The 16,070-nt window shown below is 70.3% G+C and carries 16 protein-coding genes; 8 read left to right on the plus strand and 8 right to left on the minus strand.

The window, feature by feature from the left end; translation table 11 throughout:
- The first annotated feature begins 274 nt into the window (after positions 1–274).
- Positions 275–757 carry a pilus assembly protein N-terminal domain-containing protein gene (locus HNR00_RS17070; protein WP_183571466.1) on the plus strand — a complete coding sequence of 161 codons (483 nt, stop codon included), beginning with the start codon at positions 275–277 and terminating at the stop codon, positions 755–757.
- Between the two features lie 173 nt (positions 758–930).
- Here the strand turns inward: HNR00_RS17070 and HNR00_RS17075 are convergent, their stop codons facing one another.
- Positions 931–2,433, minus strand: a complete 1,503-nt coding sequence (locus HNR00_RS17075; protein WP_183571468.1) for a phosphomannomutase/phosphoglucomutase — start codon at positions 2,431–2,433, stop codon at positions 931–933.
- A gap of 230 nt (positions 2,434–2,663) precedes the next feature.
- Positions 2,664–3,335: a DNA-binding protein gene (locus HNR00_RS17080; RefSeq protein ID WP_183571470.1), complete on the minus strand. Its 672-nt coding sequence runs from the start codon at positions 3,333–3,335 to the stop codon at positions 2,664–2,666.
- Between the two features lie 181 nt (positions 3,336–3,516).
- On the opposite strand from HNR00_RS17080, the gene HNR00_RS17085 reads away from it, so the two are divergent.
- Complete coding sequence (locus tag HNR00_RS17085) at positions 3,517–4,185, plus strand: response regulator (RefSeq protein ID WP_183571472.1); 669 nt, start codon at positions 3,517–3,519, stop codon at positions 4,183–4,185.
- On the plus strand, positions 4,182–5,516 hold the full coding sequence (locus HNR00_RS17090) for a sensor histidine kinase (protein WP_183571474.1): 1,335 nt from the start codon (positions 4,182–4,184) through the stop codon (positions 5,514–5,516). The genes HNR00_RS17085 and HNR00_RS17090 overlap by 4 nt, the downstream gene beginning before the upstream one ends.
- A gap of 35 nt (positions 5,517–5,551) precedes the next feature.
- Here the strand turns inward: HNR00_RS17090 and HNR00_RS17095 are convergent, their stop codons facing one another.
- On the minus strand, positions 5,552–5,791 hold the full coding sequence (locus HNR00_RS17095; protein WP_183571476.1) for a hypothetical protein: 240 nt from the start codon (positions 5,789–5,791) through the stop codon (positions 5,552–5,554).
- A gap of 316 nt (positions 5,792–6,107) precedes the next feature.
- Here HNR00_RS17095 and HNR00_RS17100 point away from each other — a divergent pair, with 316 nt between their 5' ends.
- The 4 genes from HNR00_RS17100 to ychF all read left to right on the plus strand — a co-directional run bounded on the left by HNR00_RS17100 (position 6,108) and on the right by ychF (position 9,367).
- Positions 6,108–6,812 (plus strand): 50S ribosomal protein L25/general stress protein Ctc, encoded by a 705-nt coding sequence (locus HNR00_RS17100; protein ID WP_183571478.1) that lies wholly within the window; start codon positions 6,108–6,110, stop codon positions 6,810–6,812.
- Between the two features lie 91 nt (positions 6,813–6,903).
- A complete protein-coding gene (gene pth / locus HNR00_RS17105) occupies positions 6,904–7,536 on the plus strand; it encodes an aminoacyl-tRNA hydrolase (RefSeq protein ID WP_183571480.1) in 633 nt (210 codons plus the stop codon).
- Positions 7,537–7,809: 273 nt separating this feature from the next.
- A complete protein-coding gene (locus tag HNR00_RS17110; RefSeq protein ID WP_183571482.1) occupies positions 7,810–8,256 on the plus strand; it encodes a PIN domain-containing protein in 447 nt (148 codons plus the stop codon).
- Between the two features lie 13 nt (positions 8,257–8,269).
- A complete protein-coding gene (gene ychF, locus HNR00_RS17115) occupies positions 8,270–9,367 on the plus strand; it encodes a redox-regulated ATPase YchF (protein WP_183571484.1) in 1,098 nt (365 codons plus the stop codon).
- A 47-nt stretch (positions 9,368–9,414) separates the two neighbouring features.
- Here the strand turns inward: ychF and HNR00_RS17120 are convergent, their stop codons facing one another.
- On the minus strand, positions 9,415–9,936 hold the full coding sequence (locus tag HNR00_RS17120; RefSeq protein ID WP_183571487.1) for a GAF domain-containing protein: 522 nt from the start codon (positions 9,934–9,936) through the stop codon (positions 9,415–9,417).
- A 140-nt stretch (positions 9,937–10,076) separates the two neighbouring features.
- On the opposite strand from HNR00_RS17120, the gene HNR00_RS17125 reads away from it, so the two are divergent.
- Positions 10,077–10,970 carry a dihydrodipicolinate synthase family protein gene (locus HNR00_RS17125; RefSeq protein WP_183571489.1) on the plus strand — a complete coding sequence of 298 codons (894 nt, stop codon included), beginning with the start codon at positions 10,077–10,079 and terminating at the stop codon, positions 10,968–10,970.
- A gap of 27 nt (positions 10,971–10,997) precedes the next feature.
- Here HNR00_RS17125 and HNR00_RS17130 read toward each other — a convergent pair whose 3' ends face one another.
- The 4 genes from HNR00_RS17130 to HNR00_RS17145 all read right to left on the minus strand — a co-directional run bounded on the left by HNR00_RS17130 (position 10,998) and on the right by HNR00_RS17145 (position 16,034).
- Positions 10,998–11,885 (minus strand): tetratricopeptide repeat protein, encoded by an 888-nt coding sequence (locus HNR00_RS17130; RefSeq protein ID WP_183571491.1) that lies wholly within the window; start codon positions 11,883–11,885, stop codon positions 10,998–11,000.
- Positions 11,872–13,602 carry a dihydroxy-acid dehydratase gene (ilvD, locus tag HNR00_RS17135; RefSeq protein WP_183571493.1) on the minus strand — a complete coding sequence of 577 codons (1,731 nt, stop codon included), beginning with the start codon at positions 13,600–13,602 and terminating at the stop codon, positions 11,872–11,874. Before ilvD ends, HNR00_RS17130 begins: the two co-directional genes overlap by 14 nt.
- Positions 13,603–13,872: 270 nt before the next feature.
- Complete coding sequence (gene eutC / locus HNR00_RS17140; RefSeq protein ID WP_183571495.1) at positions 13,873–14,655, minus strand: ethanolamine ammonia-lyase subunit EutC; 783 nt, start codon at positions 14,653–14,655, stop codon at positions 13,873–13,875.
- Positions 14,652–16,034, minus strand: a complete 1,383-nt coding sequence (locus HNR00_RS17145; RefSeq protein ID WP_183571497.1) for an ethanolamine ammonia-lyase subunit EutB — start codon at positions 16,032–16,034, stop codon at positions 14,652–14,654. The genes eutC and HNR00_RS17145 overlap by 4 nt, the downstream gene beginning before the upstream one ends.
- Positions 16,035–16,070 lie beyond the last annotated feature (36 nt).

The raw sequence follows: 16,070 nt of genomic DNA on the forward strand, positions 1-16,070 counted from the left end.
GCGTTCCCGCGGCCGGGGTGGGTTGGGTTTAATTGGATCACCTACTAGCGGCCCGCGCGGGCTTTGCGACCGCTCTGTTAAGGGGGGGGGGGGGGGGGGGGGGGGGGGGCGGGGGGGGGGGGGGGGCCCGCCCCGCGACGGCCTTAGCGCTTCCTTCACCACTTTCCTGCTGTTCTATGGCTCGCGAGACGCCGGACGGTTTCCCTCCTGGAGCCCGGCCGGCGGCGCATACCCGGCGGCGACCCGCCGGCCCTTCGGACCGGACCGATCATCCATGCCCCGCCCGCGCTTCGTCCGCTCAGCCCTTCTCGCCGCCGCCCCGGCGGCCCTGATGCTCCTCGTCACCGTCGACGGCGCGAGCGCCAACGAGCCGGTGCCGCAGAGCGTCGTCTCCGTCTCGGTCGACAACGCGAAGGTGATCCGGCTGCCGGAGAAGACCGCGACGGTGATCGTCGGCAACCCGCTGATCGCCGACATCACGCTGCAGCGGAACGGGGTCGTGGTGCTCACCGGAAAGAGCTTCGGCAGCACCAACCTGATCGCGCTGGACCACAAGGGCACGATGCTCGCCGAATCGACCATCAGCGTGCAGGCCCCGCAGGCCTCGATCATCACCGTGCAGCGCGGGCTCGACCGCGAATCCTATTCCTGCACCCCGAACTGCCAGCCCTCGGTCCAACTCGGCGATGCGCAGAAATACTTCGCGGATACCAGCGCCCAGGCAGAGCAGCGCCGGTCGATGGCGACCGGCAAGTAAGGCGGCCACCTCCGAACCCCCGCCGTCATTCCGGGTTCGCTTCGCGCCCCGGAATGACGGGCTGTGTTTTTCGTGAACCGCTCCGCGTTCGGCTGAACGCCTCGATCCGATTTCGCGGTCCTACCGGCACCGGGCCATCGCCCGAAGCGACGGCCCCGCGCCCGAGCGCGCACTCAGATCGTCTGATTGTACGCCCCGACCTCCGGGTGCTGGCGCAGCACGCCGTCGACGGCCTTGAACATGGCATGCAGCCGCGCCTCGGAGACGGGGCTCTCCACCACCACGACCAGTTCCGGCTTGTTCGAGGAGGCCCGCACCAGACCCCAGGTGCCGTCCTCGGTCGTCACCCGCACGCCGTTGACCGTCACCAGACTGGTGATCGCCTGACCGGCCACCGTCTCGCCCGTCGCCTGCATCGCCCGGAACCGCTCGGTCACCGCCTCGACCACGCCGTACTTCACCTCGTCGGCGCAATGCGGCGACATGGTCGGCGAGCCCCAGGTCTTCGGCAACGCCCGGTAGAGGTCGGCCATCGAGGTGTCGGGGTTGCGGTCGAGCATCTCGATCACCGCGATGGCGGTGAGCAGGCCGTCGTCGTAGCCGCGGCCGACCGGCTCGTTGAAGAAGAAGTGGCCGGACTTCTCGAAGCCCGCCAGCGCCCCGAGTTCGTTGACCCGGCGCTTGATGTAGGAATGGCCGGTCTTCCAGTAATCGGTCTTGACCGCCCGCGATTGCAGCTCCGGGTCGGCGGCGTAGAGGCCGGTCGACTTCACGTCCACCACGAAGGTCGCGCCGGGATGGAGCTTCGACAGGTCGCGGGCCAGCATCACGCCGATCTTGTCGGCGAAGATTTCCTCGCCCTCGTTATCGACCACGCCGCAGCGGTCGCCGTCGCCGTCGAAGCCGAGGCCGACATCGGCGCCGTGCGCCTTCACGGCGTGCGCGATGGCATGGAGCATCTCCATGTCCTCGGGGTTCGGGTTGTAGCGCGGGAAGGTGTAGTCGGGCTCGACATCGAGCGGGATCACCTCGACGCCGAGCCGCTCCAGCAGGGCGGGTGCGAAGGCGCCGGCCGTGCCGTTGCCGCAGGCGGCGACCACCTTGAGCTTGCGCCCGACGGGCTTGGCCCGCGCGACGAGGTCCTTGAGGTAGACCTCCGAAAAGCCTTCGACGAACTCGTAGGAGCCGCCGTCGCGATACTGGTAGGTGCCGCCGGTGACGATCTCCTTGAGGCGGGTCATCTCCTCGGGGCCGAAGGTCATCGGCCGGTTGGCGCCCATCTTGACGCCGGTCCAGCCGTTGTCGTTGTGCGAGGCGGTGACCATGGCCACGCACGGGCAATCGAGGGCGAACTGGCCGAAATAGGCCATCGGCGAGAGCGCCAGCCCGATATCCTTCACCCGCAGGCCCGCCGCCTGCATCCCGGCGATGAGCGCGAGCTTGATCGAGGAGGAGTAGCTGCGGAAGTCGTGGCCGGTGACGATCTCGGGCCGCACGCCGAGTTCGTGCACCAGGGTGCCGAGCCCCAAGCCCAGCGCCTGCACCCCCATCAGGTTGATCTCCTGCGGGAACAGCCAGCGGGCATCGTACTCGCGGAAGCCCGTCGGCTTGACCAGCGGCAACTGCTCGAAGGCGAAGGTGTTCGGGTCGAGCTTCGGCAATGGCTTGGGAAACATCGCGGACCCTTCGCGTCGTCGGTTGTGGAACCGACGACGCGTGTAGCCCGCGGGGGCGGCCGGGGGAAGCAGGGTGTCTTTCACCCGATTCAAGCGCCGGCGCCAGTCTCCGCGGGCTCGGCTTTCGCTTCGCTCGACGCCTCGGCATAGCCGAGGCCGCTGCGCGAGGCGCTCTTCGCGCCCGGCTATCCGGCGCGACGGCTCGATGAACGAGCCATCGCCTTCGCGAATCAGAACACCCGCTTCTCACGGATGCCGCCGTCGAAGCCGACATGGAGCATCCGTTCGCGCCCGTCGGCGCCCTTGGCGGCCACATCCAGATGCTTCGGCCCGCGACCGGCGATGCGGACATCGGTGTAGCCCGCGGCCTCGACCTTGGCCTTCAGCCCGGGCAGGTCGATCTCGGGGCCGAGGCCGACCTTGTCCTTCATCCAGTCGAGCCCGCCGGGGCGCGGCCCGCCCGCGGGCTTGAGGTCCGTCGTGGTGCCGTCGGCCCGCACTAGGGCGGCGGCGTGGAGGAAGCCGTTCTCGAACCGGCCGCGCACCGTCACGGTCTCGCCCTTGCGCACGAGCGCGCCGCCCTCGCCCTGGCGCCCGGTCTCGACCAGCGTCCGGCCGGTGGCGTCCTGCAGGACGAACTTGTTGCCGAAGATCTCGGCGACCTCGCCCTTGGCGGCCGCCGCGCCGGACGGCGCCAGCGCGGAGATTGCGGTCGGCTCCAGCGGGGTCGTCGCGATCTCGCCCTTCTGGGCGAACGACAGCCCGGCGGCGCCGAGCGCCAGCGGCAGGGCGAGCGCGCCGACGACGAGGCCGCGGCGGGCGGCCGGGCGGCGCGGGGCTTTTGCTTGAGCGGTCTCGGTCGAGTGGGTCTCGGCGAGGGCAGGGGAGGGCTGGTCGGTCATCGATCGTGTCCTTCGTGAATCGGAAAAGAATCTCCGGTGGGGCTTTCGTCCGCCGGGATGGGCACCGTTTAGAGGGGCCCCGGAAATCCGACCTGAACCCGCCGGTTCAGTTCCCGTTAAAGGTCGGCGCCTACAGCGCGCCGCCCGTTCCAGAAGACCGCCCGCGCGAGACGCCCGACCGATGAAGCTGCTGCTGGCCGAGGACGATGCCGCGCTGGCCGCCGAGCTGCTGCGGGCCCTGCGCGCCGAGCATTTCGCGGTCGATCACGCGGTGAACGGCGAGGATGCGCGCCATCTCGGCGAGACCGAGCGCTACGACGCCGTCGTGCTCGATCTCGGCCTGCCGGTAATCGACGGCGTCACGGTCCTGCGCGACTGGCGGGCGGCGGGCCTGACCCTGCCGGTGCTGATCCTCACTGCCCGCGACGGCTGGAGCGACAAGGTCGCGGGCTTCAAGGCAGGCGCCGACGACTACCTCGTCAAGCCGTTCCGGGTCGAGGAACTGGTGATCCGCCTGCGGGCGCTCGTGCGCCGCGCCAGCGCCCACGGCGCGACGCGGATCGCCTGCGGGCCGCTCGTCTACGATGCCGGGCTCGGCAGCTTCGAGCGCGACGGGCTGCCGCTTCGCCTCACCGGCCTCGAATGGCGCGTGCTGACCTGCCTGATCCTGCGGAAGGACGCGGTGGTGCCCCGCGACCAGCTGATCGAGCGGGTCTACGACGGCGACGCCGAGGTCGATTCGAACTCGGTCGAGGTCATCATCACGCGCTTACGCCGCAAGATCGCCCCGGCCCGGATCGAGAGCGTGCGCGGCCACGGCTGGCGCCTGCGCGCGGAGACCGAGGCGTGAGCGCGCGGCGCCCCGGCGGCTCGCTCCAGCGGCGCCTGTTCCTTGGGGCGCTGGTCTTCGTCACGCTGGCCCTGGTGGTGGCCGGCCTCGCCATCGGCCTCGTGCTCTACCGCTTCGCCCGCGGCCAGATCGATGCCCGGCTCGACGGCGAGCTGTTTGCGATCTCCGCCGACCTGAGACCGGGCAAGCACGGGCCGAGCCTTTTGGCGCCCCACGACGGGCCACCCTTCGACCGTCCGCGCTCCGGCTGGTACTGGCAGGTCCGGGCAGGGGACGCGGTCCTGCGCTCCCCCTCCCTCGGCAGTGCCGACCTCGCGCTGCCGCGGATGCCGGAGCGCGAAGAGGGCCGACCCGTCCCGGCGGACGGCACCGGGCCGCGCGGCGAAGGGCTGATCCTGCGGGTGCTGCGCCTGCCCGGCCCCCGCGACGGGCCCGATGCGGTGCTCGTGGCGGCGGCCCCCGCGGCCGCCCTGCACGGGCCGTTGCGCGAGGCGGGCAAGACGCTGGCCCTGGCCCTGGTGCTCCTCGGCGCCTGCCTGCTCGCCGGCATCGCCGTGCAGGTGCGGCTGGGCCTGCGCCCGCTCCGGACCCTGCGCGACGACCTCGCCGCCGTCCGCGCGGGGGATCGCGAACGCGTGCCGGCCGAGCAGCCGCAGGAGATCCGGCCGCTCGTGACCGAACTCAACCTGCTGCTCGACCAGAACGCGGCGAACCTCGAGCGTGCCCGTGCCCACGTCGCCAACCTCGCCCACGGCCTCAAGACGCCACTCGCGACCCTGGCGGTCGCCGCCGAGCGCGGCGCGGAGCCCGGTCTCGCGCCCCTCGTCGCGGCGATGGACCGACAGGTGCGCCACCACCTGCGCCGGGCTCGCGCCGCGGCGCTCGGCGGGCCCTCGCGGGCGCGGGCCGATCTCTCGGCCCAAGTGAGCGACCTCGTGACGGCGCTCGCCCGCCTCCATGCCGAGCGCGAACTGTCGATCGAGACGGACGTCGCCGCGGGCCTGAGCGCGGCCTGCGACGCTCAGGATGTCGACGAGATGCTCGGCAACCTGATCGACAATGCCTGCCGCTGGGCCCGCAGCCGCGTGCGCATCCGGGCCGAGCGAAGCGGCACCTTCGTGGAACTCCGCGTCGAGGACAACGGCCCCGGTCTGACGCCGGATCAGGCCGCGCACGTCCTCCAGCGCGGCCGGCGCCTCGACGAGAGCGTGCCGGGCGACGGCTTCGGCCTGCCGATCACGCTCGAACTCGCCGAACTCTACGGCGGGACCCTGAATCTGGAGCGTTCCGATCTCGGCGGGCTGCTGGCACGGCTGCGCCTGCCGGCCTGAGCCGGCCGCCGGACGAACCGGCGGCCGGAATCCGGTTACGGCTTGGCCTTGCTGTCGGTGCTGGTGGCGCTCGCCGCGCCCTGGCCGGCGGAGCCGGTCGTGTCGTTCTTGTTCTTGTCGAAGCCCGCGGCGTTGGGCGAGCCCTGCATCTTCTTGCCCTCGCCCTGCTTCATCTCCTGGCCGGGCGCGTTCGCGGCGGCACCGGGCTTCTCCATGGCGAGGGCCGTGCCGCAAAGGCCGAGCGTGGCGAGGACGGCGAGGGACACGCGGGTCATGGTTTCCTCCGATCTGTGATCGAGCGAAAACGCAATTCGCGCCGAAGACGTTCCCGAATCGGCGTTCGAGTTCTTCCGAGTTCAAGGTCATGCGGCTCGGTGGATGCGTCCGTGACTTCGCGCGACCCAAGGTTTATTGCGCATCGCAATATCCGCGGACGCGGCGTTGCCAGCGCCGGCATTCCCGTGTATGCGCCGCCTCGCGCCCTTGAGACACCCTTGGAGGCACGGGCGCGCTGGGGAACGGTCGGGCCGTCCGCTTCGGGCGGCCTTTGTCGTTTGTTCCGGCTCCAGTTTTTTAACGAAGGATCACGCCATGAGCGCATCGAAGTCGCTTGAGGCCGTGGCACGCGACCGGGTCGGCAAGGGGGCCGCCCGGGCCGTTCGTCGCCAGGGCCAGATTCCCGCCGTCATCTACGGCGGAAACCAGGCCCCGCAGGCCATCGCCATCGAACTCATCCGCACCCGCACGCTGATCTATGCCGGCGGCTTCAAGACCACTTTGTTCAACATCAAGGTCGGCGGCAAGAACGTCCGCGCGATCCCGCGCGACTACCAGCTCGACCCGGTCTCCGGCGTGCCGCTGCATGTCGACTTCCTGCGCGTCGTCGCGGGCCAGACCGTCACCGTCGACGTGCCCGTGCACTTCCTCAACGAGGAAGCGGCGCCCGGCATCAAGCAGAACGGCGGCACGCTTAACGTGGCGCAGCACACGCTCTCGCTCGACGTGGCCCCCGACCAGATCCCCGAGGCGATCGAGGTGGACCTGACCGGCCGCGAGATCGGCGACGCGATCCACGTCTCCGACATCAAGATCCCGGTCGGCACCTATACCGGCGAGCCGACCGACGCGGTCGCCAACATCCTGCCGCCGACGGTGCTCGGCGCCGAGGTCGAGGCCGAGGAGGCCGCGATCGCCGAGGCGCAGTCGGCCGAGGCCGCCGAGGAGAAGGCCGAAGCCGAGGCCGAAGAGACCGAAGGCGAGTCGGACGAGAAGTCCGAGGGTTCGGACAAGGCCTGATCCGGTCCGGGCGCTTTGTCCGCGCCCGGCCGATCGAGAACGATGCCCCGGCCGCCCGGCCGGGGCATTTTCATGTGGGATGGGGCATCGCATGCGGCTCATCGTCGGCTTGGGCAATCCCGGCCCGCGCTACGCGCGAAACCGCCACAACATCGGCTTCCTGGCCGTGGACGAGATCGCCCGCGTCCACCGGGCGAGTCCTTTCCGCCGCCGCTTCCAGGGCGAGGCCGCGGAGGTGGTGCTCGGCACCGAGCGGGCCATCCTGCTGAAGCCGCTGACCTTCATGAACGAATCCGGCCGCTCGGTCGGCGAGGCGCAGCGCTTCTTCAAGATCGCGCTCGCCGACGTCATCGTGCTGCACGACGAACTCGATCTCGCGCCGGCCAAGCTTCGGGTGAAGCTCGGCGGCGGGAATGCCGGCCACAACGGCCTGCGCTCGATCACCGCGCAATGCGGCAACAACTATCGCCGGGTGCGGCTGGGCATCGGGCATCCCGGCGACAAGGCGCTGGTGCATTCCTACGTCCTCAACGACTTCGCCAAGTCGGAGGAGCCGTGGGTCGAGGATCTGTGCCGGGCGATCGCCGACCACGCCGCCGTGATGGCCGCGGGCGAGGACGCCAGCTTCCAAAACAAGGTCCACCTCGCCATGGCGGGCCGCGGTTGGGACACGGTGAAGACGCCCGCGGAAGCCGGGAAGGCGAAAGCGCGGGATGCGTCCTGAAGACGCGAATTGACACGAAAACACGAGGGCACGATATCACCGAGCAGGAGGCGGCGATGCGGAACGTGACGATCACGCTCGACGACGACTTGTTCGCCTGGGCACGCGTCGAGGCTGCGAAAAAGGGCTTGAGCCTGTCGCGTTACGTCGCCTCGGCCCTGGAAGAGCGCAGGGCCCCGGATCATGCGACCCAACTCGCGATCCTGGGCGAGTTTTTCGAAGGCCCCGGCTGGCCCGGCGTGGCCGACACTCTTCCTCGTCGTGACGAACTCTATGACCGGCCTGCTCTTCTTCGACACGAACCTGCTCATCTACGCGATGGACCCGAGGGATCCGACGCGGCGGGCCGCCAGCATGGCGCTGATCGGGCAGGCACGAACCCTGCGGCGGCTCGTCGTGAGCCCACAGATTCTGAATGAATGCTACCGGGTTCTCGTGCATCGGCTCCGGCTTGCCGATGCGCCCTCGGCTGCGCGCTATCTCTCGGCGTTTCACGGCGCCTGCACGGCACCGCTCGACGTGGACACGCATCGGTCGGCGATCGAACTCGAAGCGCGGCATGGCCTCTCGTGGTGGGACAGCCTCGCCGTCGCTTCGGCGCTCCAGGCCCGATGCGACCACTTCGTGTCCGAAGACCTGAACGACGGGCAAGCCATCGAGGCGCTGACCGTCGTCAACCCTTTCACTTGGAACGCTCGCGCCAGGTTGGCGCTGATCTGACGGAATTACACCCATGGGCTTCAAATGCGGCATCGTCGGCCTGCCGAACGTCGGCAAGTCGACCCTCTTCAACGCGCTGACCCAGACGGCGGCGGCGCAGGCCGCCAATTATCCGTTCTGCACCATCGAGCCGAATGTCGGTGAGGTGGCAGTGCCCGATCCGCGCCTGGATGCGCTCGCCAAGATCGCCTCGTCCAAGGAGATCATCCCGACGCGGCTGACCTTCGTGGACATCGCCGGCCTCGTGCGCGGCGCCTCCAAGGGCGAGGGGCTCGGCAACCAGTTCCTGGCCAACATCCGCGAGGTCGATGCCATCGCCCACGTGGTGCGCTGCTTCGAGGACGGCGACGTGACCCATGTCGAGGGCAAGGTCGATCCCATCGCCGACATCGAGACGATCGAGACCGAGCTGATGCTGGCCGACCTCGACAGCCTGGAGAAGCGCGTCGTCGCCCTGGAGAAGCGCGCCAAGGGCGCCGACAAGGAGGCCAAGGAGTTTCTCGACCTCGTCAACCGCGCGCTCCCGCTGCTGCGCGACGGCAAGCCGGCCCGCCTCGTCGAGCGCAAGGCCGACGAGGAGCGGCTTTTTCAGCAACTCGGCTTGATGACGGCCAAGCCCGTCCTCTACGTCTGCAACGTGGACGAAGGTGATGCCGACAAGGGCAATGCCCATTCGCAGGCCGTGTTCGACCGAGCCAAGGCCGAGGGCGCCGTCGCCGTCGTGGTCTCGGCCAAGATCGAGAGCGAGATCGCGGTGATGCCGGTGGCCGACCAGGGCGAGTTCCTGGAGGCCGTCGGCCTGACCGAGCCCGGCCTCAACCGGGTGATCCGCGCGGGCTACGACCTGCTCGGCCTCGTCACCTACTTCACCGTCGGCCCGAAGGAGGCCCGCGCCTGGACGATCACCAAGGGCACGCGGGCGCCCGCCGCCGCGGGCGTGATCCACACCGACTTCGAGAAGGGTTTCATCCGCGCGGAGACCATCGCGTACAAGGATTACACTACGCTCAACGGTGAGGCGGGCGCCCGCGACGCCGGCAAGCTGCGGCTGGAAGGCAAGGAATACGTGGTGCAGGACGGCGACGTGCTGCATTTCCGCTTCGCCAACTGACGCTTGCTTGCAGCTCCGGCGCGCCGCAGGACGCTTCGCGTGCTCGCCTACACGTCCGCCGGCTGCAACGCCCGCTCCGGCACCGCTTCGCCCCGCACCCGCGAAAAAGCCTCCCCGGCCTGCCGCGCCAGCGCCTCGATCCGCGCCAGCGTCGTCGGATCGAGCAGGACCATGGCGCACCAATAGGCCCCCAAAGCCGCCACCGGCTCGGGTGCGCCGATCGGGACCATGGCGAGGCTGCAGATCGCCTTGTTGGCGTAGGCCGGCCGCGGCACGCGCGGATCGAGGGCGATGTCGGGCACGACGACCGTCTCGTCGTGCAGCATCGCCCAGCCCGAGATGCACGCGGTGAGCGGGAAGCGGCAGCCCTGCCACAGCGGCTCGATCGCGTCCTCGGCGGCGTAGTGGCAGACATCGCCGTCGCGCAGGACCACGGCGATGCCGTCGGAGCCGGCGATCCGCCGCGCATTGCGCCGCAGGATCGCGACCACCTCGTCCACGGACCGGGCGTCCGCCATCATGGCGGCGGTTCGCGCCAGCGCCGGGTCGAGCTTGGGGTATGCATCCATTATTCGCCGATGGTACCGCGCTTGGCGCAGCCCGTACAGGCGACTCCCGGCCGCCGGAACGAATCGGATGCCATCTCGACCGGTCTCGAACCGACGGGCGGTGTTGACCGGCGGGCAGACGCGTCCGCATCGTGTCGGCCATGTCGTGCTTCTCCGGTCTCTCCGCCTTTCCGATCACGCCGACCTCGCCCGGGGGCCAAGTCGATACGCAGGCCCTGCGCCGGCTGGTGGGGCCGCCTGCCGAGGCGGGGGTCGATTCGATCGGGCTTCTCGGCAGCACCGGCACCTACGCCTATCTCGCGCGCTCGGAGCGCCGCCGGGCGCTGGATGCCGCCCTCGACGCGGTCGCCAGCCGCGTGCCGTTGCTGGTCGGCGTCGGGGCGCTGCGCACCGACGAGGCGGTGCGGCTGGCGCAGGACGCCAAGGCCGCGGGCGCCGCTGCCGGCCTTCTGGCGGCGATGTCCTACACGCCGCTCACCGAGGACGAGGTGTTCGCGCATGTCGCGGCGGTGGCGGGCGAGAGCGGGCTGCCGCTCTGCCTCTACGACAACCCGGCCACGACCCATTTCCGCTTCACGCCCGCCCTCGTCGGGCGCCTCGCCCGGCTCCCCGGCATCGTCGCGGTGAAGAGCCCGGCCCCGGAGGCGAGCGCGGTCGCGGCCCACCATGCCGCCCTGCGCGCCGCCGTGCCGGACGGCTTTTCCATCGGCTATAGCGGCGACTGGAACGCGGCCGAGGCGCTGCTGGCCGGCGGCGCGGCATGGTACGGCGTAGCCGCCGGGCTGTTTCCGGAGCCGTGCCTGCGCATCGCCCAAGCGGCGCGCGCGGGCGATGCCGCGGGGGCGCGGACCGAGAACGCTCGGCTCGAACCGCTCTGGGCGCTGTTCCGCGCCCATTCGAGCCTGCGGATCATGTACGCGGCGGCGGAGATCTTGGGCGTCTGCCGCGCGGCGCCGCCGCGTCCGATCCTGCCGGTCGCCGAGCCGGTGCGCGGCGAGGTGGCCACGGTGCTGAGGCAACTCGGACTGGCTTGAACCGGCGCGTACCGGTTCAGGGACGGGTCAGCGCCGCCGCCGGGTCGAGCCCGTCGAGAGCGACTGCGCCTGCGCCATCGCGTCGGCCCGGTCGGCCTCGTTCGCGGACGCCCAGGCCTTGTCGTACAGATCGACGATCCAGGCGTCCGACGAGCCCTGCACCCCGGCCCGCGCGAGCGCGAGCCAGCTCAAGCCCTTGACGGTCTGGCGCGGCATGCCGATGCCGTTGACCAGGAGGTCGCCGAGCAGGGCCTGGGCCGGACGATGCCCCTTCTCGGCGGCGAGGTTGAACCAGCGCGCGGCCTTGCGCGGGTCCTGATCCACGCCGGTCCCTTCGAGGTAGAGCCGGGCGAGGTTGTACTGCGCGTTCGGGTCGCCGAAGTAGGAGGCGGCGTAGTTGAACATGTCGTAGGCGCGCTCGGGGTTCGGGCGCACGTAGGTGCCCTTGATCCCCTCCAAGAAGTAGGTGCCGAGCGCGTTGAACGCGCTCGCCAGCACGCCGGAATTGGGCGTGTCGGACGCGTCTTCGGTGGTGTCGTCGGCGATCCGCGAAAAATACTCGAACGCCTTGAGGTCGTCCTGGGGCACGCCGTCGCCGGCCGCGTACATGCGGCCGAGCTTCCACAGGGCCAGCGTCTGGCCCTGGTCCGCGGCGTATTCCAGCGCACGCACGGCGCCCTGCTTGTCGCCCGCATTGTAGTCGCGCACGCCCGAGCGCAGGGCATCGCGGCCCGAGCGGAACCCCTTCTCGGGCACGGGGGTGCGGGCGGTCGCGTCCAGCGCCGTGGTCGGCTCGTTGGCGGCGAGCATCAGCGTGAAGCCGAGGAAGCCGGCGAGCAGGGCCGCGCGGAGCCGACCCGGATCGGCCCCGGCCGGCCACGCGGGCCGGTGTGGGACAGTCCTAGATGTCGGCATAGGTCTGCGTCTCCTGGGCTCCGCCCGGATGGGTGACGGCGCCGTTCACCGCGGGGCCGACGGTCTGCGCGTATTTCCAGAGGTAGCCGGAGGTCGCGGTGTTGCCCCGCGGCGTCCATTCCGAGCGGCGCTGGGCCAGCTCTTCGTCCGAGAGCGCCACGTCGAGCGTGCCGCGAATCGCGTCCAAGGTGATCATGTCGCCGTCGCGAAGCAGGCCGATCGGCCCGCCGATGGCGGCCTCGGGGCCGACATGGCCGACGCAGAAGCCGCGGGTCGCGCCGGAGAAGCGCCCGTCGGTGATGAGCGCCACCTTGTCGCCCATGCCCTGGCCGTAGAGCGCCGCGGTGGTCGAAAGCATCTCGCGCATGCCGGGGCCCCCCTTCGGGCCCTCGTAGCGGATGACCAGAACTTCGCCCGGCTTGTAGGTGCGGTTCTGCACGGCCTCGAAGCAGGCCTCCTCGCCGTCGAACACGCGGGCCGGGCCGGTGAAGACCTGGCTCGAAGGCGGCATGCCCGCGACCTTCACGATCGCGCCCTCGGGGGCGAGGTTGCCCTTGAGGCCGACCACGCCGCCGGTGACGGTGATCGGCTGGTCGGCCGGGCGCACCACGTCCTGATCCGGGTTCCAGGCGACCTTGGCGAGGTTCTCCGCGATCGTCCGGCCGGTCACCGTCAGGCAGTCGCCGTGCAGAAAACCGTGGTCGAGCAGCGTCTTCATCAGCAGCGGGATGCCGCCGACCTCGAACATGTCCTTGGCGACGTAGCGCCCGCCGGGCTTCAGGTCGGCGATGTACGGCGTCTTGCGGAAGATCTCGGCGACGTCGAACAGGGTGAATTCGATGCCGCATTCGTGCGCGATCGCCGGCAGGTGGAGCGCCGCGTTGGTCGAGCCGCCCGAGGCCGCCACCGTCGCGGCGGCGTTCTCGAGCGCCTTGCGGGTGACGATGTCGCGCGGGCGGATGTTTTTGGCGATCAGCTCCATGACCTTCTCGCCCGCTGCGGCGCAGAATTGGTCGCGGATTTCGTACGGCGCCGGGGCGCCGGCCGAGTAGGGCAGGGCGAGGCCGATGGCCTCGGAGACGGTCGCCATGGTGTTGGCGGTGAATTGGGCTCCACACGCTCCCGCGGAGGGGCAGGCGACCCGCTCCAGCTCGTCGAGGTCGTCGAGGCTCATGTCGCCGACGGCGACTTTGCCCACCGCCTCGAACAGGTCCTGCACGGTGACCGGCCGGCCGCGGAACGAGCCGGGCAGGATCGAGCCGCCGTAGATGAAGATCGACGGCACGTTGAGGCGCACCATCGCCATCATCATGCCGGGCAGGGACTTGTCGCAGCCGGCGAGGCCGACGAGCGCGTCGTAGGAATGGCCGCGGATCGTCAGCTCGACCGAATCGGCGATGACCTCGCGCGACGGCAGCGAAGCGCGCATGCCGCCGTGGCCCATGGCGATGCCGTCGGTGACCGTGATGGTGCAGAACTCGCGCGGCGTGCCCTTGGCGGCGGCCACGCCCTTCTTCACGGCCTGGGCCTGGCGCATAAGCGAGATGTTGCAGGGGGCGGCCTCGTTCCAGCAGGAGGCCACGCCGACGAGCGGCTGATGGATCTGCTCGGTGGTCAGGCCCATGGCGTAGAGATACGAGCGGTGCGGCGCCCGCTCGGGCCCCTCCGTCACGTGCCGGCTCGGCAGCTTCGACTTGTCGGTCTGACGCGCGTCCATCGCTGATCTCGTGCCCCGGCCCTGCTACGCATCCGAGGCCGCGGCGCCTGTGACGGCCTCACGCGGAAAAACGTCCTTCGACGTCCTCGAAACTCCGCGATAAAGCGTTGGAGCGACAGCATTTACCGCGACCCCGAAGTCGTCCCGGTTTATGGTGGGATTGCGGCGCTCGAAGGCGCTCCCCAAGGCAAAGTCTGGTTGGTTTCGCGGTGTGTCGGGCCCGCAACAGCCACGCTTGTCGAACGGACAATTTTGTCAGCGCCGGCGTCTTCAGGCCGGAGGGGACAAAGCTTCGGGAGACTCGGCCGCCTCGATCAGCCGGTCGCTCTCGTCCTTGAGGTTCACGCCCGTCAGTCCGCGGGAGAAGGCCTGGGTCAGCAGCCAGTCGAGCTTGAACGCGGCGAGGTCATGCGAGAGGCCCGCCGGGCGCACGTTCGAGATGCAGTTGCGCTCGGCGTCCGAGCGGCCGGGCTTCGGGTCGAAGGTGACGTAGAGGCCGAGGCTGTCGGGGGAGGACAGGCCAGGGCGCTCGCCGATCAGCACCGCGACCGCGCGGGCCTTGAGCGCCTCGCCGGCCTCGTCGCCGAGCGCGACGCGGGCTTGGGCGGCGATCACCACCGGGGCAAGGCGCCAGCCGGCCTTTTCCGCATGCGGTTTAAAGGCCTCGATCATCGCCGCCGCGCCCTCGTGGACGGCGCGGGCCGAGAGGCCGTCGGCGACGACGAGGGCGAGGTCGGTGGGCTCGCCCGCGGCCTCCGCGAGCACTGTACGGCTCTCGGGGGAGAGACGGCGGCCGTAATCGGGGCGGCGTAGATAGGTGGCGCGATCCTCGGCGCGGGAGGTGACTGTGACGGTCGGCAGACCCAACGCCTCGATCGCGGCGGCGACCGTTGCCGCCTCCAGCGGCGTGTGGACGGCGTCGCGGGCCTGGGCGTGGGCGAGGCCGAACTTCAGCACCTCGCGGGTCGGCAGTCCGGCGCCCGCGCGGCCGAGGCCGATCCGGGCCGGGGTCAGCGCCGCGAGGCGCCGCCAGAGATCGTCGCTCTCGCTCATGCGGCGAGGTCCGGCGCGGCGGTGAGCAGGCGGGTGGCCGCGCCGCCGGGGAGCAGCGTTCCGGCGGCATCGGTGAGGCCGATGCGGGCGAGCCATTCCTCGAATTCCGGCGCCCGCTTCAGCCCCAAGACCTCGCGGATGTAGAGCTGATCGTGGAACGAGGTGGACTGGTAGTTCAGCATCACGTCGTCGGCGCCGGGAATGCCCATCACGTAGGTGCAGCCGGCCGCCCCCAGGAGCGTGAGCAGGGTGTCCATGTCGTCCTGATCGGCCTCGGCGTGGTTGGTGTAGCAGACGTCGACGCCGAGCGGCACGCCCATCAGCTTGCCGCAGAAATGGTCCTCCAGCCCGGCCCGGATGATCTCCTTGCCGTCGTAGAGGTATTCGGGCCCGATGAAGCCCACCACCGTGTTGACCAGAAGCGGCCGGTAGCGTCGCGCCACCGCGTAGGCACGCGCTTCAAGCGTCTGCTGATCGATGCCGTGATGGGCATCCGCCGAGAGCGCCGAGCCCTGGCCGGTCTCGAAATACATCACGTTGTCGCCGAGGGTGCCGCGCTTGAGGGCGAGCGCGGCCTCGTGCGCTTCCTGCAGGATCGGTAGCGTGACGCCGAAGCTGGCGTTCGCCTTCTGCGTGCCCGCGATCGACTGGAACACGAGATCGACCGGCAGCCCGCGGTTCATCGCATCGAGCGTCGTGGTGACGTGGGTGAGCACGCAGGCCTGCGTCGGGATTTCGAGGCGGTCGATGATCCCGTCGAACAGCCGCAGCAGGCCGGCCATGGTCTGGATCGAATCGGAAACCGGATTGATGCCGATCACCGCGTCGCCGCAGCCGTAGGAGAGCCCGTCGAGAATCGAGGCGGTGACGCCCGCGAGATCGTCGGTCGGATGGTTGGGCTGGAGCCGCACCGCCAGCGTGCCGGGCAGGCCGATGGTGTTGCGGAACTTGGTGACCACCCGGCACTTGCGGGCGATCAGGATCAGGTCCTGGTTGCGCATGATCTTGGAGACGGCGGCCGCGATCTCCGGCGTCACCCCCGGCGCGATGCGGGACAGCGTCTCGGACGAGGCGGTGAGCAGGAACTCGCGAAAGTCGCCGACGGTGAGACCGGCGATCTCGGCGAACGCCGCCTCGTCGTGATCGTCGAGGATCAGGCGGGTGACGTCGTCGTCCTCGTAAGGGATCAGCGGGCGGGCCAGGATATCCCTGAGCGGCACCTCGGCGAGGCACCAGCGTGCCGCCATGGTCTCCTCGGCCGATTCCGCGGCGATGCCGGCGAGGCAATCGCCGGAGCGGATCGGCGTTGCCTTGGCCATCAGGGTCGCGAGGTCGGCGAAGACGTGGGTGCGCGGACCGACGGTGTGGCGATAGGGCATCCGGCGTCTCTCCTGATCTGTCCCCCGGCCTGTGGT

It is taken from the genome of Methylorubrum rhodinum (assembly GCF_014199935.1).
GTDB lineage: Bacteria > Pseudomonadota > Alphaproteobacteria > Rhizobiales > Beijerinckiaceae > Methylobacterium > Methylobacterium rhodinum.

What these genes read in the sequence shown, in the direction of transcription:
- HNR00_RS17085 (WP_183571472.1), top strand. Translation starts at nt 3,517, where the DNA reads ATGAAGCTGCTGCTGGCCGAGGACGATGCCGCGCTGGCCGCCGAGCTG.
- HNR00_RS17110 (WP_183571482.1), top strand. Translation starts at nt 7,810, where the DNA reads ATGACCGGCCTGCTCTTCTTCGACACGAACCTGCTCATCTACGCGATG.
- HNR00_RS17100 (WP_183571478.1), top strand. Translation starts at nt 6,108, where the DNA reads ATGAGCGCATCGAAGTCGCTTGAGGCCGTGGCACGCGACCGGGTCGGC.
- HNR00_RS17125 (WP_183571489.1), top strand. Translation starts at nt 10,077, where the DNA reads ATGTCGTGCTTCTCCGGTCTCTCCGCCTTTCCGATCACGCCGACCTCG.
- HNR00_RS17070 (WP_183571466.1), top strand. Translation starts at nt 275, where the DNA reads ATGCCCCGCCCGCGCTTCGTCCGCTCAGCCCTTCTCGCCGCCGCCCCG.
- HNR00_RS17145 (WP_183571497.1), bottom strand. Translation starts at nt 16,034, where the DNA reads ATGCCCTATCGCCACACCGTCGGTCCGCGCACCCACGTCTTCGCCGAC.
- HNR00_RS17095 (WP_183571476.1), bottom strand. Translation starts at nt 5,791, where the DNA reads ATGACCCGCGTGTCCCTCGCCGTCCTCGCCACGCTCGGCCTTTGCGGC.
- HNR00_RS17080 (WP_183571470.1), bottom strand. Translation starts at nt 3,335, where the DNA reads ATGACCGACCAGCCCTCCCCTGCCCTCGCCGAGACCCACTCGACCGAG.
- HNR00_RS17130 (WP_183571491.1), bottom strand. Translation starts at nt 11,885, where the DNA reads ATGCCGACATCTAGGACTGTCCCACACCGGCCCGCGTGGCCGGCCGGG.
- ychF (WP_183571484.1), top strand. Translation starts at nt 8,270, where the DNA reads ATGGGCTTCAAATGCGGCATCGTCGGCCTGCCGAACGTCGGCAAGTCG.
- HNR00_RS17075 (WP_183571468.1), bottom strand. Translation starts at nt 2,433, where the DNA reads ATGTTTCCCAAGCCATTGCCGAAGCTCGACCCGAACACCTTCGCCTTC.
- HNR00_RS17120 (WP_183571487.1), bottom strand. Translation starts at nt 9,936, where the DNA reads ATGGATGCATACCCCAAGCTCGACCCGGCGCTGGCGCGAACCGCCGCC.
- eutC (WP_183571495.1), bottom strand. Translation starts at nt 14,655, where the DNA reads ATGAGCGAGAGCGACGATCTCTGGCGGCGCCTCGCGGCGCTGACCCCG.
- pth (WP_183571480.1), top strand. Translation starts at nt 6,904, where the DNA reads ATGCGGCTCATCGTCGGCTTGGGCAATCCCGGCCCGCGCTACGCGCGA.
- ilvD (WP_183571493.1), bottom strand. Translation starts at nt 13,602, where the DNA reads ATGGACGCGCGTCAGACCGACAAGTCGAAGCTGCCGAGCCGGCACGTG.